This is a genomic window from Altererythrobacter chaiwopuensis, from assembly GCF_054957755.1.
Genome location: NZ_JBTXJG010000001.1, coordinates 907,897 through 923,045, shown reverse-complemented (window position 1 = coordinate 923,045; position 15,149 = coordinate 907,897). Strand labels below are relative to the sequence as shown.

The 15,149-nt window shown below is 60.1% G+C and carries 10 protein-coding genes; 4 read left to right on the top strand and 6 right to left on the bottom strand.

Annotated features, from left to right (window positions below):
* The first annotated feature begins 159 nt into the window (after positions 1–159).
* Complete coding sequence (gene hemN, locus ACX2DJ_RS04505) at positions 160–1,470, top strand: oxygen-independent coproporphyrinogen III oxidase (RefSeq protein ID WP_462572550.1); 1,311 nt, start codon at positions 160–162, stop codon at positions 1,468–1,470.
* Between the two features lie 12 nt (positions 1,471–1,482).
* Here hemN and ACX2DJ_RS04500 read toward each other — a convergent pair whose 3' ends face one another.
* From ACX2DJ_RS04500 to ACX2DJ_RS04485, 4 genes are all read right to left on the bottom strand, one after another.
* Positions 1,483–2,049 carry a VOC family protein gene (locus tag ACX2DJ_RS04500; RefSeq protein WP_462571226.1) on the bottom strand — a complete coding sequence of 189 codons (567 nt, stop codon included), beginning with the start codon at positions 2,047–2,049 and terminating at the stop codon, positions 1,483–1,485.
* Entirely contained in the window at positions 2,046–3,161 is a 1,116-nt protein-coding gene (gene hppD / locus ACX2DJ_RS04495) for a 4-hydroxyphenylpyruvate dioxygenase (RefSeq protein ID WP_462571225.1), read from the bottom strand. The genes ACX2DJ_RS04500 and hppD overlap by 4 nt, the downstream gene beginning before the upstream one ends.
* Before the next feature lie 100 nt (positions 3,162–3,261).
* Positions 3,262–4,791, bottom strand: a complete 1,530-nt coding sequence (locus ACX2DJ_RS04490; RefSeq protein WP_462571224.1) for an acetyl-CoA acetyltransferase — start codon at positions 4,789–4,791, stop codon at positions 3,262–3,264.
* A 10-nt stretch (positions 4,792–4,801) separates the two neighbouring features.
* Complete coding sequence (locus ACX2DJ_RS04485) at positions 4,802–6,070, bottom strand: acetyl-CoA C-acetyltransferase (RefSeq protein ID WP_462571223.1); 1,269 nt, start codon at positions 6,068–6,070, stop codon at positions 4,802–4,804.
* Between the two features lie 116 nt (positions 6,071–6,186).
* Here ACX2DJ_RS04485 and ACX2DJ_RS04480 point away from each other — a divergent pair, with 116 nt between their 5' ends.
* Entirely contained in the window at positions 6,187–6,948 is a 762-nt protein-coding gene (locus ACX2DJ_RS04480) for a crotonase/enoyl-CoA hydratase family protein (RefSeq protein WP_462571222.1), read from the top strand.
* Positions 6,949–6,986: 38 nt separating this feature from the next.
* The gene (locus ACX2DJ_RS04475; protein WP_462571221.1) at positions 6,987–8,150 is read left to right on the top strand and encodes an acyl-CoA dehydrogenase family protein; all 1,164 of its coding nucleotides are present in this window, start codon (positions 6,987–6,989) and stop codon (positions 8,148–8,150) included.
* Between the two features lie 117 nt (positions 8,151–8,267).
* Here ACX2DJ_RS04475 and ACX2DJ_RS04470 read toward each other — a convergent pair whose 3' ends face one another.
* Both ACX2DJ_RS04470 and ACX2DJ_RS04465 read right to left on the bottom strand, forming a co-directional pair.
* Positions 8,268–11,237: a TonB-dependent receptor gene (locus tag ACX2DJ_RS04470; protein WP_462571220.1), complete on the bottom strand. Its 2,970-nt coding sequence runs from the start codon at positions 11,235–11,237 to the stop codon at positions 8,268–8,270.
* Positions 11,238–11,399: 162 nt separating this feature from the next.
* Entirely contained in the window at positions 11,400–13,409 is a 2,010-nt protein-coding gene (locus ACX2DJ_RS04465; RefSeq protein ID WP_462571219.1) for a TonB-dependent receptor, read from the bottom strand.
* A gap of 130 nt (positions 13,410–13,539) precedes the next feature.
* On the opposite strand from ACX2DJ_RS04465, the gene ACX2DJ_RS04460 reads away from it, so the two are divergent.
* Complete coding sequence (locus ACX2DJ_RS04460; RefSeq protein ID WP_462571218.1) at positions 13,540–15,048, top strand: flavin-containing monooxygenase; 1,509 nt, start codon at positions 13,540–13,542, stop codon at positions 15,046–15,048.
* Positions 15,049–15,149: the final 101 nt, after the last annotated feature.

The window sequence follows — 15,149 nt, the reverse complement described above, 5'->3', positions numbered from 1 at the left end:
GCTCTGCGACGGCAGCAGCATAGCGATCCCCCTGGGCGATGATGAGGAGCCCCAGCCGCCTGTCCCCTGTCCAGCCAAGGCATGCCATGCCGGAACTTGCCGAAAGCAAATTGATCGATCTCAATGAATTCCTTTGCCGATCTGCCATTCATGATCGGCATGTGGCCCTATCATCCCGAACTGCTTGCGACGCCCGTCCCGCGTTACACCAGCTTTCCGACGGCGGCGGAATTCGGCCCTGTCAGCGCGCACCTCTTCATCGAGCAGCTCGAACAGGTCGCAAGCGAGATCTCGCTCTATGTCCACATCCCGTTCTGCGAGAAGATTTGCCATTACTGCGGCTGCAACACTGCCGCGGCAGGCCGGCGCCATCGGCTCGAAACCTATCTCGACGCGCTCCAGCGCGAAGCGGCACTGCTGGCTGACCATTTGCCGCCAAATGTAGCGGTCAGCCGCCTCTCCTTTGGCGGAGGCAGCCCCAATGCCATATCGCCGCTCGATTTCGCGCGCCTGTTAAGCTGCCTCACGGTCCATTTCCGGCTGGCCAGCCCGCATATTTCGATCGAAGTCGATCCGCGCGCGATGAGCAGGGAATGGGCCGAGGTTATCGGAAGTTCGGGCATCGCCCGCGCCAGCCTGGGGGTGCAAACCTTTGCGCCCGAAACCCAGGCTTCCATCGGCCGGATCCAGCCACCTGAAATGATCGAGCAAACCACCGCATGGCTGCGCATGGCCGGGGTAACCTCGCTCAATTATGACCTGATGTATGGCCTGCCCGGCCAGGAGTGGAGCGACCTGGAGGACACGCTGGAACGCAGCTGCGCCTTGGGCGCCGACCGCATCGCACTGTTCGGCTATGCCCATGTGCCGCATCTGATCCCGCGTCAGCGGGTGATCCCGGCGGACGATTTGCCTGGTCTCGATGCACGCTTCGAAATGGCTGCACGCGGATATGAATATCTTACCGCGCGTGGTTATGCGCCGGTGGGGTTCGATCATTTCGCCCTGCCCGCAGACCCGCTGGCAATCGCGGCACGCGATGGCTCCCTGCGGCGCAATTTCCAGGGTTTCACCGATGATACGGCGCCGGTGCTGATCGGGATTGGCGCCTCGGCGATCAGCAGCTTTCCTGAACTTCTGGTGCAGAATGAAAAGAACAGCGGCCGCTATCGCATGCAATTGTCGCAGGACCGTCTGCCGGTCGCCCATGGGATCAAACGCAGCGCCGATGACCAGACGCGCGGCAAGGTGATCGAGGCCTTGTTGTGCCAGGGCACAGCAGAGTTGCCACAGGCGCTATTGCGCGAGGCGAAGCCGCGGCTCGCACCGTTCCTCGATGCGGGGCTGGCTTCGCTCGATGGCGCAATTCTGCAAATCGAACCAGGCGGGTTGCCCTATGCACGCAGCGTGGCCGCGCTGTTCGATCCCTATCGCCAGGATTCGCAGCGGCGCTTCAGCTCGGCAGTGTAAGCCGCCGCGAGGTTAGTCGCGGTTTTCCAGCCCGTGCTCGGCGCGCGCGATTTGGTGCAGCCAGTCGGCATGGCGCGGCGCCTTCTTCGTCTGGCTCCATTCTTCGAGCATCAGCGGGGCAACGCGCCTCAGCTCTGCATATTGCTCATCAGTGCCAATATCGGCGGCGAGTTCGATGCGGTGGCCATTGGGATCGAAGAAATAGATCGACTTGAAGATGCCGTGGTGGGTCGGCCCGAGCACATCGATACCCTGGGCCTCGATATGCGCCTTGGCGGCCAGCAGTTCGTCTTCCGACGCGACCCGGAAGGCCAGGTGCTGGACCCATTGCGGCGTGTTTCCGTCCCGCCCCATCTGCGGCTGGTTCGGAAGCTCGAAAAAGGCGAGGATGTTGCCATTCCCCGCATCGAGGAAGACATGCATGTAAGGATCGTACTCGCCGGTCGAGGGCACATTATCCTCGGCAAAGGCAGTGGTGTATTCTATGCCCAGCACGCGGCCGTACCATTCGACCGTTTCCTTCGCGTCCTTGCAGCGATAGGCGGCGTGGTGGATGCCGGAAGGCTTGATCGCGCTCATTCTGCCGGCTCCCCCTGTACTTCGAGCACGCCGCGGCGGATCTGGTCGCGCTCCATGCTTTCGAACAGTGCCTTGAAATTTCCTTCGCCGAAACCTTCGTCACCCTTGCGCTGGATGAATTCGAAGAACACCGGGCCGACCTGAGCTTCGGCAAAGATCTGCAACAGCAGGCGAGGCTGGCCACCTTCGGTCGAACCGTCGAGCAGGATACCGCGCATCTTGAGCTGGTCCACATCCTCGCCATGGCCGGGCAGGCGTTCGCCCAGCATTTCGTAATAGGTCGCGGGCGGCGCAGTCATGAACGGCACGCCAAGCGCCTTGAGGTTGTCCCAGCACTTGACTAGATCATCGCAGATCAGCGCGATATGCTGGATCCCTTCACCGTTGAACTGGCGCAGGAATTCCTCGATCTGGCCCTTCCCGCCCTCTCCCTCTTCGTTGAGCGGGATACGGATCTTGCCGTCCGGTGCAGTCAGCGCCTTGGAGGTGAGGCCGGTATATTCGCCCTTGATGTCGAAGAAGCGGATTTCGCGGAAATTGAACAGGCTCTCGTAATAGTCCGCCCAGTATTTCATGCGGCCGGTGTAGACGTTGTGCGTCAGGTGATCGATCAGTTTGAAACCCGCGCCTTCAGGATGCCTTTCAACGCCCGGCAGATATTCGAAATCGATGTCATAGATCGACAGGCCCTCACCCTTCTCGTCAGGATAGCGATCGACCAGGTAGAGGATCGCGCCGCCGATGCCGCGGATCGCGGGGATTGCCAGTTCCATCGGGCCGGTTTCGACTGCAACGGGCTCCGCCCCCTGATCAATGAGATGCTCCCACGCCACAGCGGCATTGCGCACCCGGAAAGCCATGCCGCAGGCCGAGGGACCATGCTCGCGCGCGAAATACCATGCCGCGCTGCGCGGCTCGTAATTGGCGATCAGATTGATCCCGCCCTGGCGCCACAGGTGCACATCCTTCGAACGGTGAGTCGCAACATGGGTGAAGCCCATCGCTTCGAACACGGGTTCGAGCACACCCTCCTCTGGCGCGCAGAACTCCACGAATTCAAAGCCGTCGAGGCCGGCAGGGTTTTCAAACAGGTCGGACGGGTGCTTGGTCATGGCAATCCTTGCTTGGAATCAATATAGTTTCGTTTGAAACTAAATACGCCAAACCTGCCCGATTGTCAAAATCTGCCTCAATCTACCGCTGCCAGGGCGATCAGCCCGCCAGCCGGCCGATATTGAGGCCGCGTTCGTCCTGCGTCACGTTAAGCTTCGCGCCGAATGGCTCGCCGCCTTCGAACAGCGCGCGGGTCGGCCCGTGCGAAAGATCCGCGTTGCCGCACACCCGCTCGCCCGCAGCATTGCGCCCGATGAAAATCGCCACGCTGCCTTTCTTGCCATGGTTGATGGTGTAGCTTTCCACCGTGGTGCTGGAAAACGCGCCCTCGCCGCGCGGCACGGCGTCGGTCGCCTTCGCAAGCTTGGAAAAGCGATCATTTCCCGACCAGTCGGCAGGCTCGGTGGAGTAAATCCCGGTCGAATATTTGCTCATCCAACCACCATTGGCGCCGACCAGTGCGTAGGAGCCGCGATCCCTGCGCACCCGATCCACCGCTTCGCAGATGGCATGGGCGGAATAATTGTTCCCCGCTCCGCCGAAGAATGGCAGCCCGCCGGTGAGCGTCAGCCCGCGCGGATCATCTGGCGCAATGCCGAAATGGTCTATCGCGTTGAAAACGGGAATGGCGAAGCATGAATAGAAATCGAGATAGGCCATCTCGTCCATGCCCCTGCCCGCCCGCTCCAAGGCTCTCTCGAGCGACGCGATCGAGGCCGGGCTGCGGCTGAGATCGGGCCGCTGGGTCAACTCCAGCTCGGTCGCGGCGGACACGGCGTGGATATGCACCCACTTGCTTTCCGGCACGCCCAGCTGCCGCGCCAGTCCGGCGCTGGCGATGATGATCGCCGCAGCCTGGTTCACCTGGTCACGCGCCACCGTCATGCGCGTATAGGGTTCCGCCACGATCCGGTTGCGCTCAGTCACCGTTGCGAGCTCTTCTGCGCTACGTTCAACAGGGGCTGCGGAATGGGGATTGGCGGCGGCAACCCGGGTGAAGGGTGCGAACAGCTGGCCGATCTTCGCACGGTAATCCTGGAGCGACAGGCCAAGATCGGCGCGCCGCCGGTTTTCGCACAGCGCGTAAAGCGGGATCGCGCCAGCCGCACCATGCGCCATCAGCGAGGGCTCGAGCAAGCCGTCGAGCCCGTAACCTCGATCCTCGATCTCGCCGCCAACTTGCTCAGACCAGTCGGGCTTCTCGCCCTTTGCAGAGAGCGCAAGTACGGTCGAAATTGCTTCCGAACCCACGATTGCCGCGCACTGGCTTTCGCCCGCCGCAATGGCTGCGGCGAATTCGCCGAGATATTGCTGGTTGGTCTGCCCGCCGGTGGTCGATAGGATTGCGCGCTTCGGGTTGGCGCCGACCCGCTTGGCATAGGCACGCGGCACATTGTCCGCCCCGCCAAATGGCCGCTCGGCCCCCGGGCGCGACATCTCGAACTGGCGGATCGCCGCCAGCGTATCGATCACCCCGGCAAGATCCCCGCTAGCGGTGCTGTCGGCAATGGCCGCTGCCAACGCCCGCCCGCCAAGGTCCATATAGGATAGCGCCTGATATCCCTTGTCCTGCGGACGTTCGGAATATTGCCCTACCCCTATGATAACGGGCGTGTTGTCGGCAATCATGCCGCCTGCCTCAGTCGGCGAAGTCGGTCACGCGTTCGACGATGATTGCGGGTGCCATGCCGCCTGCCGCACACATCGTGACAAGGCCATAGCGACCGCCGCGACGCTCAAGCTCGTCGATAATGGTACCGATCAGGATCGATCCGGTCGCGCCGATCGGGTGGCCAAGCGCGATCGAGCCGCCGTTGACGTTGACCTTGTCCCAATCGAGCCCGAGATCGCGCACGAATTTGGCCGCAACCACGGCGAAGGCCTCGTTAATTTCAAACAGGTCGATATCCTCAAGCGTCAATCCCGCCTTTTCCAGCACGCGCCTGGCGGCCGGCACCGGTGCATTGAGCATCAGCGTGGGATCATCGCCCATATTGGCGGTGGCGACGATCCGCGCACGCGGCTTCAGGCCATGGCTCTGCGCATATTCCTTGCTCGTCACCAGCACCGCCGCTGCACCATCGACCACACCCGAACTGTTGCCGGCATGGTGGAAATTCCTGATCTCGAGGTCAGGATATTTCTGGTTGACCAACTTGCGGAACGTCGTCCCTTCCGCATCAATCGGAACGTCCGCGATCTTGGTGAATGCCGGTTCCAGCTGCGCCAGCCCTTCGCGCGTAGTCTGCGGGCGCGGATATTCGTCATGGTCGAGGATCACATTGCCTTCATCGTCCACCACCGGAATGATCGATTTGGCGAAGCGCCCTTCGGCAATCGCTTCGGCGGCGCGCTGCTGGCTGCGATAGCCGACTTCGTCGAGCTCTTCGCGGGTAATGCCCTCCATGCTGGCAATCGCATCGCCGCAAATGCCCTGATGACTCTGCGGATGCACTTTCTGCAGGCGCTCATTGTAGCTGCCCATCATCGGCGGCTTGATCCCGGCCTGCATCTTTTCCTTCGCCATTTGCGCGGTCAGGCTCATCATTTCGGTGCCGCCTGCGACCACGCAATCGGCCATACCGCTCATCACCTGTGCCGCTGCCAGGTTCACGGAAGTGATCCCGCCGCCGCAAAAGCGATCCAGCGTCATGCCCGAACTGGTGATGTCATAGCCTGCATCAAGCGAGGCCATGCGGCCCATGTCACCGCCCTGCATGCCGTCCTGGGTCGAGACTGACCAGATCACGTCATCAACCGTCTTGGTATCGAGATGGTTGCGATCCTTGATCGCCTTGAGCACGGTGGCTGCCAGATGCTGCGGATGTTCGGCAGCGAGTGCGCCCTTGCCCTGCTTGCCGATGCCGCGCGGCGTGCGGACTGCGTCAATGATATATGCCTCGCCCATGGGGGATCCTCTCGATTAGCGAAAATGCGGTTGACGCATTCGTAAAGCTTGGCCAGCACATGCACAAGAATTCAGTTGCAATTCAAAATGCCACAAATTGATAGGAGAGAGCGCCGATGAGCGAAGATCTGCTGACCGAAGAGCGTGACGGCATACTGATCATCACGATCAACCGCCCCGAAGCGAAAAATGCGATGAACAAGGCCGCTGCCGAAGGCATCGCTGCGGCGATCGACCGGCTCGACAGCGATGACAATCTTCGCGTCGGTATCCTTACCGGGGCAGGAGGCACCTTCTGTTCGGGCATGGATCTGAAAGGCTTCCTGCGCGGCGAATCGCCCAGTATCGAGGGGCGCGGATTTGGCGGCATCACGCAAAAGGGCCCCGTCAAGCCGCTGATCGCGGCGGTTGAAGGCTATGCCCTGGCCGGCGGTATGGAGCTGATGATCAGCTGCGATCTCATTGTGGCCAACAAGGATGCCAAATTCGGCATTCCCGAGGCCAAGCGCGGGCTGGCAGCGGCAGCGGGCGGGTTGATGAAGCTGCCCAGCATGATTCCGCCCAAGATCGCGATGGAGCTGGCGCTGACGGGCGAGTTCATCGACGCGGCGCGCGCTTATGAGCTCGGCCTGCTCAACCGCGTGGTCGATGGCCCTGCGCTTGATGCTGCGATCGAACTCGCTCGCAAGATCAACGAAAACGGGCCGCTGGCGGTGCGGGTATCCAAGCAGATAGTCGACGAATCGCGCGGCTGGGGGCTTGAAGAACGCTGGGAAAAGCAGGCCAAGCTGCTGCCGCAGGTGTTCATGAGCGAAGACGCCCGCGAAGGCGCCGCCGCCTTTGCCGAGAAACGCAAGCCCAACTGGAAGGGCAAGTAAGCCCGCGCCACGCAAGCTATCCATTGGAGAGGAATAAAATGCCCGCGATCAATGTCCCCCAGCCCGAATTCATGGAAGACGAGGAAATCTCGATCTTCGCTGATGCGGTAGGCAAGTTCTATCAGCAACACGCACCGGAAAAGCGCATTCTGAAATGGCGCGAAGACGGGCAGGTTGAACGCGAGTTCTGGCATGAGGCCGGGCAGGCAGGCCTGCTGGGCGTTTCAGTGCCCGAGGAATACGGCGGCCACGGCGGCGATTTCCGGCATGATATGGTCGTTATCGACCAGCAGGCGAAACACGGCGTGGAAGGCTTTGCCGCCAGCCTCCACAACACCATTATCCTGCCCTATCTGGTGCGGCATGGCACCGAAGAGCAGAAGAAGAAATATCTGCCCAAGCTGGTGACGGGCGAGCTGGTCAGCGCAATTGCGATGACCGAACCGGGTGTCGGCTCCGACTTGCAGAGCATCACCACTACCGCGCTGAAAGACGGCAATGGCTACCGCATCAACGGCGCAAAGACCTATATCTCCAACGGCCAGACGGCCGACTTCATCATCGTCGTAGCCAAGACCGATCCCAACGAGCGAGCCAAGGGCATTTCGCTGATGCTGCTGGAGACCGAAGGCGCGCAAGGATTCCAGCGCGGCAAGAAGCTCGACAAGATCGGGCTTGATGCGGCCGATACTTCGGAACTGTTCTTTGATGATGTGTTCGTGCCGGCGGAAAATGTGCTGGGCGGAGTGGAGGGCAAGGGCTTCTACCAGCTGATGGGCGAACTGCCGCAGGAACGCCTGATTATCGCGATGGGCGCGATGACGGGGATAGAGAAGGCACTCGAAACCACCCTGGAATTCGTCAAGGAACGCAAGGCGTTCGGCCAGACGATCTGGGATTTCCAGAACACCCAGTTCGTGCTGGCTGACCTCAACGCGCGCGGCACGGCAGCGCGGGTTTTCGTGAACGATTGCATCGCCCGCCACCTGAAAGGTGAACTTGACGTGGCGACCGCCTGCATGGCCAAATACTGGGTCACCGAATTGCAAGGCGAGGTGGTGGACAAATGCCTGCAATTCCACGGCGGTGCAGGCTACATCAACGATTATCCGATCGCGCGGATGTATCGCGACAGTCGTATCACCCGGATCTTCGGCGGTTCGAACGAAGTCATGAAAATGGTCATTGCACGCTCGATGTAATTTGGGCGGCACAACCACGCACCAGCGAGTGCAAGGAAGAGGGGCGGCCCGCGCAGTGCGAGCCGCCCCTTCTTTGGTTCAGCCGTTACCGTTCGCGCCAAGGCGCGAACGACACGATCAGAATTTGATGCCTACCGCAACGCCGTAGCGGCGCGGATCGAGCGTGAAGATGTTCGAGAACAAGCCCGAGCTGGCGTCAGTGACATAGAGACCGGTCACCGAATCGCTGTCGAAAATGTTCTGGACAAAAGCCCGCGCGAACCAGCTGTCTTCCGCCGAATTGAGCTGGATCTGGGCATTTGCCTGAACGAACGGCGCGATGCGATTGACATTGCCGTTGAAGACATTGCCATATTGCTCGCCTGTCATCGCCACGTCGACACGCGGCACCAACGTCATCCCGCTGGCAAATTCATGCGAATATTGCACGCCGACCGAGGCCTTCATTTCCGGCGCCTGCGGCAGCTTGTTGCCCCTCAGGTTCACTTCCACGCCGGGGCTAAGCACCTGGACCGGACCGAAGCTGTTGAGCAATGGTTGCAATGGTGCAAGTGCTACATTGAAAGCACCGATGTTGCCATTTGCTCCTGCACTCAGCGCCGAACAGATACTGAAGGCACCACTGGAAGCTATGCCACTATCTGACGGGAAGGGCGAAGTGCCCTGTAATCCTGCTGCCCCGAACCCAAGGGTGTTGACAGCATTTACGAAAGCATTGGCGCCAGCGCCCGTGACCGCGCAGTTGGCGCCGTTGGTGATGTCTTTGATGATCACCGCATTGGGATCACCGCCGCCCGGATCCCGCGAATCCGAGAAGAACTGGTCACCGGCAACTTCGGCATTGAGGTAGCTGAAGTTCATGTTGATCAACCAGTTGTCATCGGGGCGGATCAAGGATTCAAGCTCGACCCCCCAGATGTTCGCGTCGATCGTATCGTTGACGGAAGTCCGGGCAATGATGCGGCTGAGCTGCAATCCCTTGTACTTGTAATAGAAGGCTGTGGCATTGAGCTGCAGCGCTCCGTTTGCGAAGGTATTCTTGGTCCCGATTTCGAATGCGTCGATCTGCTCCGGCCCGAAACTGTCGGGCACGGCAAAGATAGGCTGCAGCGGTGGGTTGATCCCGCCCGATTTGTAGCCGCGCGAATAGGAAGCATAGACGAGATTGTCAGGCGTAACCTGGAAATCGGCCACGAAGCGTCCTGTCACCTCGTTGAAGCTTACCTCACGTTCCTGCCAAAGCTGGTTACCAGCGACGCCGGGATCGGCATCGAAGGAACCGACAAAGGGTGAATCGAAGGGATCGCCATCATTGCTGAAGGGGTTGAGGAAGCTCGCCAGGGTGGAACGAGCGCGGATTGCCTTCTGGTCGTCATTGTAGCGCAAGCCCGCAGTCAACTTGAAGCGATCCGACACTTCGAAATAGGCTTCCCCGAAGATGCCATAGCTTTTCAGCTTGAAGTCATCGGTATTGTTACGGAAAAACGAAGTGCCAAGGTAGGACGGATCAAGCGGTGCAGGGGCATCATTCGCATCCGTGTTTCCCAGCGCGGTGAAGGTGCCCAGCACGCTCACGACATAGTCGATCGCGAAGGCATTCACGAAATAGCTGTTTTCGGTCAGATGACTTTCAGCATAGATCCCGCCGAGCAGGAAGTTGAACGGACCGTCAAAATCCGAACTGACGATCGATTCGACCGACCATGCCGAGCTGTCCGAATTGGAACGGTCGAACTGGGTCCCGTTGGGCGTGCAGATGCTGAAGCCCTCGAACGCGCCGCGATTGTCCAGCCGCGTATCGGAAGTGCAAAGATTGCCCGCACTGTCGAACAGGCCCTCCACTACCGGCTGGAAATAGGACGCGACGAATGGGCCCACCGCCAGCGGATTGGCAAAGGTCTGGAGCGTTCCGAAAGCAAGCGCAGCATTGGGAGTCTCGCCGATGCCCTGGTTGTAATCCTGCCGGGAATCGACGCGAGCTTCCTGATAGGTGCCGTTCAGCGAAACTGAAATCGCGCCGAAATCGTGATCCAGGTCAAACTGCAACTGCAGCTCGTCAGCGAAGTATTCCGGCGTGAACTGGGTGCTTATCTGGCGGACATCCGGGGCCTCCACGAAATTCGCATAGGCGTCGGGGCCGTAAAGGCTGTTGAGGCCGAAGCTCGCGGGAATGCCATTGAGTGCCAGGAATTCCGACGAACCCAGCGTGCCGGTGAAAGTGGAATTGGAATTGGTCTTGGCAAAATCTCGCCGGTTGTTGAGGCAGCCCAGCACGCCGGTCGGATCGCGCTGGCAAAGCTGCTTCTGAATGCGCATCCGGTTGTCATCTTCGCGGAAGTAATAGGCCATCAAGTCGATGGTCGTATCCGGCCCCGGCTCCCACCGCAGCGAACCGCGCACGGCATACATGTCGCGGTCGTCGATATCCTGGCCGTTGAACAGATTGGTCGTGTAGCCATCACGCTTGAGGTAGAAACCCGCGATTCGCGCGCCAATGGTTTCGCCGATGGGCAGGTTGACCATGCCCTTGGCCTTGATGCTGTTGAAATTGCCGTATTCGAACTCGCCGGCACCGGAAAACCCGCTGAGATCGGGCTTGGCGGTCACCACATTGACCACGCCCGAAGTCGCATTGCGACCGAACAAAGTGCCTTGCGGGCCGCGCAGAACCTCGATCCGTTCAAGGTCGAAATACTCGGTTTCGAACAGTCGTGTGCCGAACAGCGGCGCCGAATTGACGTGAATGGCGGTGGCACTGTCACAAGAAACGCCCACGCACAGGTCGCCAATGCCGCGGATGGTGAAGCTGGATGAAGTGAAATTGCTCTTGGTGAACGACACATTCGGTAGGGTCAGCTGCAGGTCGCTCGCATTCTCGATCTGCTGCGATTCCAATGCCTCGGCCGAGAAGGCGCTGACCGCAATCGGCACTTCCTGCAGGCTTTGCGCCTGGCGCTGGGCGGTAACGATGATCACATTGGTTGCGACTGCCTCTTCTTCATCACCCGCATCCTGCGCGAAAGCTGGCGTTGTTAAAAAAGTGCCGGCCATCAGGCCAGCTGCGGCAAAGGTTAGCTTGCGTTTCATAGGTTCTCTCTCCCAAAACCTCATGATTGTGCGCAAACTCTACCAATCAGGTGATGAAAATTACAAGAGGCTACCCTACATCCGTCGGTTGTGATCAGCCATAAGAGTGCAAAATTGTCACATGATGCCGCAGCCTTTTCGGCTGCAAACTGATGTCAAACGTCAGATGCCGTAACGTAAACCGGCCCAAATCGTGCGCGGTGTACCCAAGTCAAACGAACCGGCAGAATTGCGGGTAACGATGCGTGCATCGGTCAAATTTTCGCCCCGCAGCACCAAAGACAGCCGGTTTTCGAGCTGAATCCGGGCGTAAAGATCAAGCGTGGTTGCCGCTGCGAGTCGGTCGGTCTGCTGATCGTCTTCGAACTGCGCGCCGGTATGGCGCAGCGTCAGGGCAAAGTCCCAACCAGGCATCGGCGCCCAACCAAGCGTGGTAGAGGCCGCCCAGCGCGCTGTCTGCGGTGGGCGGTTGCCGTCAAGCGATGCCGAGTTTCCCCGCCCGTCGATTTCTGCATCGGTGTAGGCCAGTGAGCCGTTCAAGCGCCAGGTTCCGCGCTTGGCCGTGAGTGATGCCTCGATCCCCTGCGCGTCAATTGCAGGAAGGTTCTGCCGCTGGCGAACATTGGGCGCGAGGGTTACATTGGCAATGGCATTTTCAACGCGGTTATCGAATGCGGTGATCGAAAGGGTTACGTCTTGCCACGGTGCCAGATCAACCCCGGCTTCGAAACCTTCCAGCCGCTCGTTCCTGAGCGCCGCATTGGCCTCGGTCACAACCGGAAACACCACAAAGGGGCGATAGAGCTCGTTAAGGGTGGGCAACCGCATACCGGTATATGCGGCGGCACGCAGGCGCAGCATCGCGCTGGCATCATAGGCTGCGCCAGCGCGCCAGGTCACCGTCCAATCGCTCCGGTCAGCGGCAGTGATTTCGCTCACCAGAGTGCCGCTCGCATCAACTGCACGGAAAAAGCCATTGGCGATGCGGGTGCGGTCCGCCCGTAGGCCCGCCGTCAATGTAAGAGCGCCAAGCTTCAAGTCATCCTCGGCAAATAACCCGAGATTTGTATTGGTCCCGCCGGCGCGTCGGCGCTCAGTCAGGTTGCCGGTGAATGCACTGTAGGCCTCTTCCTGCAATTCGCCGTCAGCATGGCGATAATCGACCCCCAATCGTAGCGTATGCCCACCGCCAACCGGCGGGCGCAGTTCGAACTTGCCGCCCAGCCCGGTCGAGGGCGTATTGCGCTGGTCGAGAACACGAACAAAGCGGGTTGAGCTGATCACCACGTTGGAGAAATTGCGCGCCTGGACATAGGCAAGGGCATCGAATTGCCACTTGCCGCGGCCCACGATGCGAATGCTTGCGTCCTGTCCTTCGCTGGAGGAATCCCCGCCATCGAAACGCAGGGTTCGCTCGTCGCGAAAGGCCAGCGCGCGTGCCTGCAACTCGATCGTGTCGGAGAGCGGTGCAACGGTGCGCACCCCCACCGACCATGCGTCGAACGCGGCGCGTGCGGTAGCCGGAACGCGCTCGTCCACCGGCGTTGTGAAAAAACCATCGCCCCTGTCCCAGCGCGCGCTGATCACGCCAAAACCTGCGCCCAGATCCTGCGCCAGCGTGGCGCTCGATTCGGTTTCGCCGCGATCATTCGCCAGCAGGCTCGCGCTGAACGGCCCCAGTGTAGCAGCATCTGCGCTCTGCAATTCGATAGTCCCGGCCAATGCGCCAGCACCAAACGGCCCCGATCCACCCCCGCGCGTGACGCGAATATTGGCCAGCCTCTCTGGAGCGATCGCGCTGAACGGGATAAAGCCGAAGAACGGATCGGCCATCGGCACTCCGTCAAGCAACACCAACGCGCGGCTCGTGGCATTGCCGCCCAGTGCGCGCAGCGTCACCCCCTGTGCGCTGGGGTTTGACGAGCGGCTATCGGAACGCCGAAACTGCTGGAATCCGGCAATATTCGACAGGACATCTTCAATCCGGCCCGAAGCCGAAGTAAGGATTTGAGGGCGATCAATCTCACTCACCGCATAGGCAGCCACGGATGGCGCCTGCTCCAACCCCTCACCGATCACGACAATCTCACGTTCCGGTCCATCTGAACCATCTGCGGGCTCCTGCGCCAGCAGTGGAGAGAGCGGGCATACCGCACATGCGGCAGGAATCATGAGAGCAAGTCTGGCCATAGCGCGGTCGCCCTATCGCATCTGCCAACATCAGTCAGTTGCAAAATGCCATCGGGTCTAGCATTGTGGCAATCTGTATGCTTACATCAGTGTAAGCAGGGGAGATATCAGGATGCTTGCTACACCGCCCGATTTTGATGTGCTGATCGTTGGCGCCGGTATTTCCGGTATCGGCATGGCTGCGCATATGGAGATGATGTGCCCTGGCCGAAGCTACGCCATTGTCGAACGACGCGCGCAAATCGGCGGCACGTGGGATCTGTTCCGCTATCCCGGCATCCGTTCGGACAGCGATATGCACACGCTCGGCTTCGTATTCGAACCGTGGACGCATGAGAAATCGATCGCCGATGGCCCCGCCATCCTCGACTATCTGAGCCGCATCGCAGATGAGCGTGGCATCCACCCACATATCCGTTTCGGTCACAAGGTCGTTTCGGCCGATTTCCGGCCTGACGAGGCGCGCTGGCATGTCACGGTCGAGCTGGAAGATGGCGAGCGCAAGCTGCTTACCGCCAACTTCCTCTATCTCGGTTCGGGCTATTACGACTATGACGATCCCTATGACGCCGGGTTCGACTTCAGCGAATTCGAAGGCGAGGTGATCCATCCGCAATTCTGGCCGGAAGACTACGACTATTCCGGGAAAAAAGTTGTGGTGGTTGGATCCGGTGCGACAGCGGTAACTATCGTGCCCTCGATGGCGCAGGATGCAGCCCATGTGACCATGTTGCAGCGCACGCCGACCTGGATGTTCTCGCGCCCGGCGAAGGACGGGCTCGCCAATTTCCTGCGCAAGATCCTGCCGGAAAAACTCGCTTATGCGATTACCCGGTTCAAGAACATCACCTTGCAGGATTACAGCTTCAAAATGGCTCGCAACAAGCCCGAAAAGATGAAGGAAGGGCTGCACAAGCGGATCGAAAAGGCGCTGGGCAAGGATTACGATAAACAAGCCTTCACCCCGCCCTACAACCCGTGGGAACAGCGGCTGTGCCTGGTGCCTGACAACGATCTGTTCGAAGCGATGAAGGCGGGCCGCGCCTCGGTCGTTACCGGCCATATCGAGAAGTTCGAAAAGAACGGGGTGCGCCTGAAGACGGGTGAACTGCTCGAGGCTGACATCATCGTTACCGCAACCGGCCTCAAGCTTGCCATTGCCGGAAAGATCAAGATCAGCCTGGCGGGCGAGCCGATCGAATTCAGCCAGCACTATTATTACAAGGGCTGCATGTTCTCGAACCTGCCCAATCTGGCGGTGGTGTTTGGATATCTCAATGCCAGCTGGACCCTGCGCGCGGACATCAATTCCGAATTCGTGTGCCGCGTGCTCAATCACATGGAAGCAACCGGGGCCGACCTTGCGGCCCCAGTGCTCACGGCTGAAGACCAAGCCAGAATCGAAGATGACGACCTGTTCGATTTCTCGTCGGGCTACATCCAGCGCGGCAAGCACATCATGCCCAAGAGCGCGACCACCTATCCCTGGCGGCTCAATCAGGAATATCTGTTTGACCGCAAGGCGCTTCGCGAAGGGGAAGTGGATGACGGCTTGCTCACTTTCACTCGCGCTGGTGCAAATGCACGCATGGCGGGCGAGCAACTCGAAGCGGCTGAGTAACAAAGCCTCGTCATTGCGAGGAGGCCCGAACTCGTTTCGGGGCGACGCGGCAATCCATGGCCAAGGGTTTCGGCTGCCGAACGATCAGTCCCTGGATTGCT

Bases quoted from the DNA above. Each gene is read 5' to 3' on its own strand.
- ACX2DJ_RS04500 (WP_462571226.1), bottom strand. From the start codon at position 2,049: ATGAGCGCGATCAAGCCTTCCGGCATCCACCACGCCGCCTATCGCTGC.
- ACX2DJ_RS04475 (WP_462571221.1), top strand. From the start codon at position 6,987: ATGCCCGCGATCAATGTCCCCCAGCCCGAATTCATGGAAGACGAGGAA.
- hemN (WP_462572550.1), top strand. From the start codon at position 160: ATGTGGCCCTATCATCCCGAACTGCTTGCGACGCCCGTCCCGCGTTAC.
- ACX2DJ_RS04490 (WP_462571224.1), bottom strand. From the start codon at position 4,791: ATGATTGCCGACAACACGCCCGTTATCATAGGGGTAGGGCAATATTCC.
- ACX2DJ_RS04465 (WP_462571219.1), bottom strand. From the start codon at position 13,409: ATGATTCCTGCCGCATGTGCGGTATGCCCGCTCTCTCCACTGCTGGCG.
- hppD (WP_462571225.1), bottom strand. From the start codon at position 3,161: ATGACCAAGCACCCGTCCGACCTGTTTGAAAACCCTGCCGGCCTCGAC.
- ACX2DJ_RS04470 (WP_462571220.1), bottom strand. From the start codon at position 11,237: ATGAAACGCAAGCTAACCTTTGCCGCAGCTGGCCTGATGGCCGGCACT.
- ACX2DJ_RS04460 (WP_462571218.1), top strand. From the start codon at position 13,540: ATGCTTGCTACACCGCCCGATTTTGATGTGCTGATCGTTGGCGCCGGT.
- ACX2DJ_RS04480 (WP_462571222.1), top strand. From the start codon at position 6,187: ATGAGCGAAGATCTGCTGACCGAAGAGCGTGACGGCATACTGATCATC.
- ACX2DJ_RS04485 (WP_462571223.1), bottom strand. From the start codon at position 6,070: ATGGGCGAGGCATATATCATTGACGCAGTCCGCACGCCGCGCGGCATC.